Source organism: Streptomyces antimicrobicus, from assembly GCF_020532625.1.
In the GTDB taxonomy this organism is placed as follows: domain Bacteria; phylum Actinomycetota; class Actinomycetes; order Streptomycetales; family Streptomycetaceae; genus Streptomyces; species Streptomyces antimicrobicus.
The window spans coordinates 23,378-29,684 of record NZ_JAJAUY010000075.1; the positions used below are offsets into that span (position 1 = coordinate 23,378).

A 6,307-nucleotide genomic window follows, 5' to 3' on the forward strand; every position below is an offset into this window, starting at 1 on the left:
CGTCAGGCGACGCCCGAGGCCGAGCCCCGTTCCCGTACGGCCAGCCGGCGCAGCATCGCCCGGACCCGGTCGCTGGACTCGTCGGCCGCGTCGATCGACTCTATGCACTGCCAGTACAGGCCCTCGTCGTCCGTGGCGCACGCGACCCCGACCAGCGCTATCCCCACCTCGCCGAGCAGGGCCTGGAGCCCCAGCAGGGCCTGGCGGACGTCCGACACCTGGGTCAGCTGCGCCGCCCGGGGTGGATACGCCGGCGGTCTTCCCTCCCCCCGTACGGCCGCGCGGTCGAACACCCCGCAGCCTCTGCTCCCCGCTTCGCCCAGCCCGCGTGCCTCCGATCTCAGCTCGGGCGGACCGCCCGTGACGAGCCAGCCGCCCAGTCCCTCCGCGAGCGCCTGGGCCTGCCAGGCCTCGCCCACGATCTCCATCGCCGCCCCGCTCTGCGCCAGCGCATGCCGGCCGGCCGCGATGAGCCGCACCGCATCCATATGCCGTCCCCCGTCCGCACGACACCCGACCTTCTCACCACTACCCAGCGTGAAGGCAACGGGCCAGTAAAGCCAGGGGTATTCGGAAATCTCTGGACACACACATGGTTGTGGACAACGCCATCACTCCGAAGAGTGACGATGAGGGTCCGAACCACCCGGAACCGGGAAGCGGAGCTCGTTCCTTTCGATCTTCGCGGCGAGCGCATCCAGCACATCCACCCCGAGGACCTCACAGAACTGCAGCAGATACGCGAGTACGTCCGCGACCTCGTCGGCCACCCGGTGCGCCGTCTCCGGTCGTTCCATGACCCGCGCCGACTGCTCCGGCGTCAGCCACTGGAAGATCTCGACCAGTTCGGACGCCTCGACACTCAGCGCGACGGCCAGGTTCTTGGGCGTGTGGTACGGCTCCCAGCCCCGGGCGGCGGCGAACTCGGCCAGCCGCCGCTGCAACCGGTCCAACCGCTCGTCCCGCCGGCCGCCGCCCGCCTCGCCACTCGTGCCGTCCGTCGTGCCACTCGTCTCGTTCACGGCACCAGGTCTACCACCGCGACCCCGGGCAGGCCGCGGGCGGTCGCCGCCGTGGGCTGCGCCACCGCCGCGACCAGCCGGGTCTGCCCGTGCGCGCACGACAGCCGGGCCAGCCGCAGCAGTTCGGCGGTCTGCCGCACGTCGAGGCAGCGGTCGAACCCGTCGGCCAGCACGGTCAGCGCCTGTTGCGCGGGCAGCACTTCCGCCGCCGGGTCCACGGCGAGGACGCCGGGCCCGGTCAGCAGGACCAGCGCCAGGGCGAGGAAGCGCAGTTCGCCCGAGCCGAGCCGGGCCAGGGCGGTGGCCGGGCCCGCGCCGCGGACGAGTTCGGCCACGAGCCGGCCGTCGGCCAGGGCCCGCGCCGCCACGTCCCGGACGTCCCCGGCGCAGGCGGTGCGCGCGGCCTCGACCAGCAGGCCGTAGCGGGTGCCGCACTCGTGGCGGGTGCGGTGCAGGACGCCGGCGAGGTCGGCGCAGTCCGGGCTCAGGCGTCCGGCGCCGAGGGCCACGGGCGCGCGCATGCGGTCCGGTTCGGGATCGCAGGGGAACACGGACCGCAGGGCGACCACCGTCTGCTCGGCCGCCGCGAGCACCTGGCGCTGGCCATGGGTGCTGCCGGCCACCCGCAGCGGGAGCAGGGCGGTGCCCAGCCGGTCGTCGGGCAGCGGGGCGCGGGTGACGCCGACGGTGCCGCCGGTCAGCCAGCCGGCCTGGACGGTACGCCGGCCGGGGTCGCGCAGGGCGGTGCTGAGCAGGACCTGGCCGCCTGCGGTGAGCCGTTCGCCGACGATCCGCAAGGAGGGTTCGGCCTGGACGGCGAGGTCGAGCCGGACCGCCCCGGCGGGCCCGTCCACCGTGCAGCCGATCCGGAACCCGCGCCGCCGCTGCGCGTCGGGCAGGGCGCGGTCGGGTACGGCGGCGCCCGTGTCGGGGAAGACCTCCGCCAGCTCCTCGCCCGCGCCGAGCCGGGCCAGCGCCCCGCAGGCCGCGAGCGCCTGGGACTTGCCGCTGCCGCTGGGCCCGCCCAGGAGCGTGACGGGGGCCAGCGGGAGGACGGTCCCGCGGTGCCGGCCGAAGGCGGACAGCCGCAGCTCGGTCAGGGCGGGGCGTAAGGGCGCGGCGGTGGGGTGGAGGGCCGGGGAGCGCGGGCCCGCGGCGGTGGTGGCGTCCATGCGCGGACGCTACGGCGGGCCGGCCGGACCCGGCCCGCGCCGAACCGTTCCGTCGGCCCCACCTTCCTACGATCGGGGGACGGCCGCCGCGGCGATCCCCTCGACCTCGGTGCCGACGGGCGCCAGCAGGAAGACGTTCCGGTCGACCCGGTGCATCCCGCTGCCCAGTCCGAAGACCACGCCGCTGCTGAAGTCGAGGATCCGCTTGGCCACCTCGGTGTCGGCGCCGGTGAGGTCGAGCAGCACGGGGATCTGTGCGATGAGGTACTCGGCGACCTCGCGCGCGTCCGCGAAGACCTGCACCCGGATCACCACGAACCGCCGCTGCTGGGCCACGGCCGCCGCGGGGGCCGTGGAGATGGTGCGGTGGTCCACGCGGGACGGCCACTCGTTGCGGCTGCGCAGCGGCACCACCTGCGCGAGGCCCTCCCACTGCTCGTCGGTGACGTCGTACCTGCTCACCGGGCCGCCTCGCCCGAAGACTTCTTGTGCATCCACCCATCCTCTCGTGTTTCACCCGTTCAGCCCAACAACGACACGAAGCACGTATCGTCGCGGCCATGACGAGCCAGCTCACCCGGGGGGCCCGGCCCTCCCGTCGTGCGGACGCCGTGCGCAACCGGGCGCAGATCCTCGCCGCGGCCGAGCAGTTGTTCTGCGAGCAGGACCCCCGCACGGTCACGATGGACGCGATCGCCAAGGCCGCCGGGGTCGGGCGGGCCACGCTGTACCGGCGCTTCCCCGATCCGGCCTCGATCGCGGTGGCGCTGCTCGACGAGCACGAGCGGATCCTCCAGGGGCAGTTGGCGTACGGGCCGCCGCCGCTGGGGCCGGGGGCGCCGCCGGCCGAGCGGCTGGCCGCGTTCTACGCCGCCGCGACCGAGCTCCTGGAGCGGCACCTGCCCCTCGCGCTCGGCGCGGAGGCGGGCCGGGCCCGCTTCACCGGGACGGCGTACGGGCACTGGCGCGCGCACGTCCGCGCGCTGCTGGCGGCGGCGGGCACCGAGGACCCGGAGGCCTGCACGGACATGCTGCTGAGCCCGCTGGCGCCGGAGGTGTACCAGCACCAGCGGCACACGCTGGGCCTGTCGCGGCAGCGGATAGGGGACGCCCTGGGCCGGTTGGCACGCCGGGTTCTGAGCGAGACCGAGATAGGTTAGGTTAGGCATACCTAACCCGATCGGGACGAGGGAGAGATCCGCATGCGCACGCCCCGCGACCGCACCACCCCGACCACGCCGGCCGGCCCCGCCGCCCGGCCGACCGCCGCCGAGCGCGTGCGGTCGGTCCTGGCCGCCGCCCACTCGATGACCGTGGTCACCGACGGGCTGCGCACCGAGGTCCGCCACCTGGACGACGGCGACCCCATGGGCAGGCTGCACCTGCACCACGACGCGGCGCTCCCGGGCGACGACCCCCGCCCCGCCGTCCGGCTGGAGTTCACCGATGTCGCCCCCACGCCGGTACGCGACCGCGTGCGCGCCCGCGTCACCTTGCTGGGCCGGCTGCTCACCCCTTACACCGAGGAGCCGGGCGGGACCACCTGCGTCGCCTTCGGCCGGGCCGTGCTGGAGACCGCCGAGGGCACGACGTACCTCACCCCGGCGGAGCTGGAGGCGGCCGAGCCCGACCCGCTGGCGACGTACGAGGCCGGGATGCTGACCCACCTCCTCGACGACCACCCGGAACTGGTCACCCTGCTGCTGCGCCTGGTCCACCCGCAGCCGGGGGCGACCGTCCTGCGCGCGCTGCCCGTGGCCCTCGACCGCCACGGCATCACGCTGCGGCTGGAGGAGCGCCGCGGCCACCGCGACGCCACCTTGGCCTTCCCCTCCCCCGTGGCCGACGTCGAGCGGTCCGGCGCGCAGATCCAGGCCCTGCTGAGCAAGGCCCGCCGCCTCTCGCACCGCAACACCCTGCCGGCCTGACGACCGTCGTCGTCAGGCCGGCAGGGGCGAGGACCCGGCCCTCGGCGTCGGCGCCGCCGGGCCGCTACGCCGTCACATGGCGGTTGACCGGGCGGGGCAGGCCGTAGTGGTCGCGCAGGGTGCGGCCGGTGTACTCCGTACGGAACAGCCCGCGGCGCTGGAGGACCGGCACGACGTGGTCGACGAAGTCGGACAGTCCGGTGGGCAGGACCGGGGCCATGATGTTGAAACCGTCCGCCGCGCCCTGGGTGAACCACTCCTGCAGCTGGTCGGCCACCTGCTCGGGGGTGCCCGCGAACACCCGGTGCCCGCGGCCCGCGCCGAGCCGGGCGATCAGCTCGCGCAGGGTCAGGCCCTCGCGCCGGCCGAGTTCGGCGACCAGCGTGAAGCGGCTCTTGTTGCCGTTGATGTCCCGCTCGTCGGGCAGCTCCGGCAACGGACCGTCCAGCGGCAGACCGGTCAGGTCCACCCCCAGCATCCCCGAGAGCTGGGCGAGTCCGTACGCGGGCACCTGGAGTTCGGTGAGCTCGCGCTCCAGCTCCTTGGCCTCGGCCTCCGTGGAACCGATCAGGGGTGCGATGCCGGGCAGGACCAGCAGGTCCTCCTCGGAGCGGCCGTACCGGGCCAGCCGTGACTTGAGGTCCTTGTAGAAGGCCTGGCCGTCGGCCAGGGTCTGCTGGGCGGTGAAGACGGCCTCGGCGTACTGCGCGGCGAACTCCTTGCCGTCCTCGGAGGAACCGGCCTGCACCAGCAGCGGGTACCCCTGCGGTGAGCGCGGCACGTTCAGCGGTCCGGCCACCTGGAAGTGCGCGCCGCGGTGGGCCGCCGGGTGGAGCTTGTCGGTGTCGGCGTAGACGCCCGCCGCCCGGTCCAGGACGATCGCGTCGTCCTCCCAGCTGTCCCACAGCTTGAGGGCGACCTCCAGGAACTCCCGGGCCCGCTCGTAGCGGACGTGGTGCTCCAGGTGCTCGTCCCGGTTGAAGTTGCGGGCCTCGTCGACGGTTCCGGAGGTGACGATGTTCCAGCCGGCCCGGCCGCCGCTCAGGTGGTCGAGCGAGGCGAACTTGCGGGCCAGGTTGAAGGGTTCGTTGAAGGTGGTCGAGACCGTGGCGATCAGCCCGATGTGCTCGGTGACGGCCGCGATCGCCGACAGCAGGGTGAGCGGCTCGAAGCCGCCGAGGGCGTTGTGGCGGGCCTTGCCCCACAGCGCGACACCGTCGGCGAAGAAGATCGAGTCGAGCTTCCCGCGCTCGGCGGTGCGGGCCAGCTCCTGGAAGTAGGACAGGTCGGTGATCCGCTCGGGACGGGAGCTCGGGTGGCGCCAGGCGGCGTCGTGGTGACCGGCGTTCATCAGGAACGCGTTCAGGTGGAGGGTGCGGGGCGGCTGGGTGGTCATCGGGTTCCCTGGGAGGAGGCGGGGACGCGCCACCGGCTGAGGCGGCGTTCCACGGAGACGAGCAGCTGGTTGAAGGCCACGCCGATGGCGGAGACGGTGAGGATGCCGGCGTACATCTGCGGGATGGCGAAGTTGAACTGCGAGGCGTTGATCAGGTAGCCCAGGCCCGCCTTGGCGCCGATCATCTCGGCGGCGACGAGGACCAGGATGGAGACCGCCCCGGCCAGCCGGATGCCGGTGAAGACGGCCGGTACGGAGGCCGGCAGGACCACCTTCTGGAAGAGCCGCAGCGTGGAGAGGTCCATCGAGCGGGCGAGGCGGACCAAGGTGGCGTCGACGCCCCGCACCGCGCTGATGGTGTTGAGCAGGACCGGCCAGAGGCAGGCGTAGACGATGATGGAGATCTTCGAGGTCTCGCCGATGCCGAGCAGCAGGACGAACACGGGGAGCAGGGCCAGGGCCGCGGTGTTGCGGAACACCTCCAGCAGCGGTCCGAGCAGGTCGGCGACCGGCCGGTACCAGCCGATGAGCAGACCCAGGGGCACCGCGACGGCGACGGCGATGCCGAAGCCGCCGAGCGAGCGGACCAGGCTCGCCCGGGTGTGCTCGGCGAGCTGCCCGTCGCCCAGGAGCTCCCACCAGGCGGTGGCGACCTCGCTGACGGGCGGCAGGAAGGTCGCGTCGACCAGGCCGAGCCGGGGCGCGGCCTCCCACAGCAGGAGCAGGGCCACGACGGCGGCGCTGCGCACCGCCACGGCCCGTGCCCCCCGCCCGGCGGCGCGGACGGCC

8 protein-coding genes are annotated in these 6,307 nt (G+C 74.1%); 2 read left to right on the top strand and 6 right to left on the bottom strand.

Translation table 11 applies throughout. The annotated features are described in order from the left end of the window. Positions 1-2: 2 nt before the first annotated feature. The 4 genes from LG632_RS18970 to LG632_RS18985 all read right to left on the bottom strand — a co-directional run bounded on the left by LG632_RS18970 (position 3) and on the right by LG632_RS18985 (position 2,656). Positions 3-488: a DUF6099 family protein gene (locus tag LG632_RS18970; RefSeq protein ID WP_226728541.1), complete on the bottom strand. Its 486-nt coding sequence runs from the start codon at positions 486-488 to the stop codon at positions 3-5. A gap of 123 nt (positions 489-611) precedes the next feature. Continuing rightward, entirely contained in the window at positions 612-953 is a 342-nt protein-coding gene (locus LG632_RS18975) for a nucleotide pyrophosphohydrolase (protein WP_226728547.1), read from the bottom strand. A gap of 65 nt (positions 954-1,018) precedes the next feature. Beyond that, positions 1,019-2,194: an AAA family ATPase gene (locus LG632_RS18980; RefSeq protein ID WP_226728542.1), complete on the bottom strand. Its 1,176-nt coding sequence runs from the start codon at positions 2,192-2,194 to the stop codon at positions 1,019-1,021. A gap of 66 nt (positions 2,195-2,260) precedes the next feature. Further along, on the bottom strand, positions 2,261-2,656 hold the full coding sequence (locus tag LG632_RS18985; protein ID WP_226728543.1) for a cell division protein SepF: 396 nt from the start codon (positions 2,654-2,656) through the stop codon (positions 2,261-2,263). 98 nt (positions 2,657-2,754) lie between these two features. Between LG632_RS18985 and LG632_RS18990 the strand changes: the two genes are divergently transcribed. Both LG632_RS18990 and LG632_RS18995 read left to right on the top strand, forming a co-directional pair. Then, positions 2,755-3,354 (top strand): TetR/AcrR family transcriptional regulator, encoded by a 600-nt coding sequence (locus LG632_RS18990; protein ID WP_226728544.1) that lies wholly within the window; start codon positions 2,755-2,757, stop codon positions 3,352-3,354. Positions 3,355-3,396: 42 nt separating this feature from the next. Then, positions 3,397-4,122 carry a DUF2470 domain-containing protein gene (locus tag LG632_RS18995; protein WP_226728545.1) on the top strand — a complete coding sequence of 242 codons (726 nt, stop codon included), beginning with the start codon at positions 3,397-3,399 and terminating at the stop codon, positions 4,120-4,122. 64 nt (positions 4,123-4,186) lie between these two features. On the opposite strand, the gene LG632_RS19000 is transcribed toward LG632_RS18995, so the two are convergent. After that, positions 4,187-5,518, bottom strand: a complete 1,332-nt coding sequence (locus LG632_RS19000; protein ID WP_226728546.1) for an LLM class flavin-dependent oxidoreductase — start codon at positions 5,516-5,518, stop codon at positions 4,187-4,189. Beyond that, a complete protein-coding gene (locus LG632_RS19005) occupies positions 5,515-6,273 on the bottom strand; it encodes an ABC transporter permease (RefSeq protein WP_226728548.1) in 759 nt (252 codons plus the stop codon). Before LG632_RS19005 ends, LG632_RS19000 begins: the two co-directional genes overlap by 4 nt. Positions 6,274-6,307 lie beyond the last annotated feature (34 nt).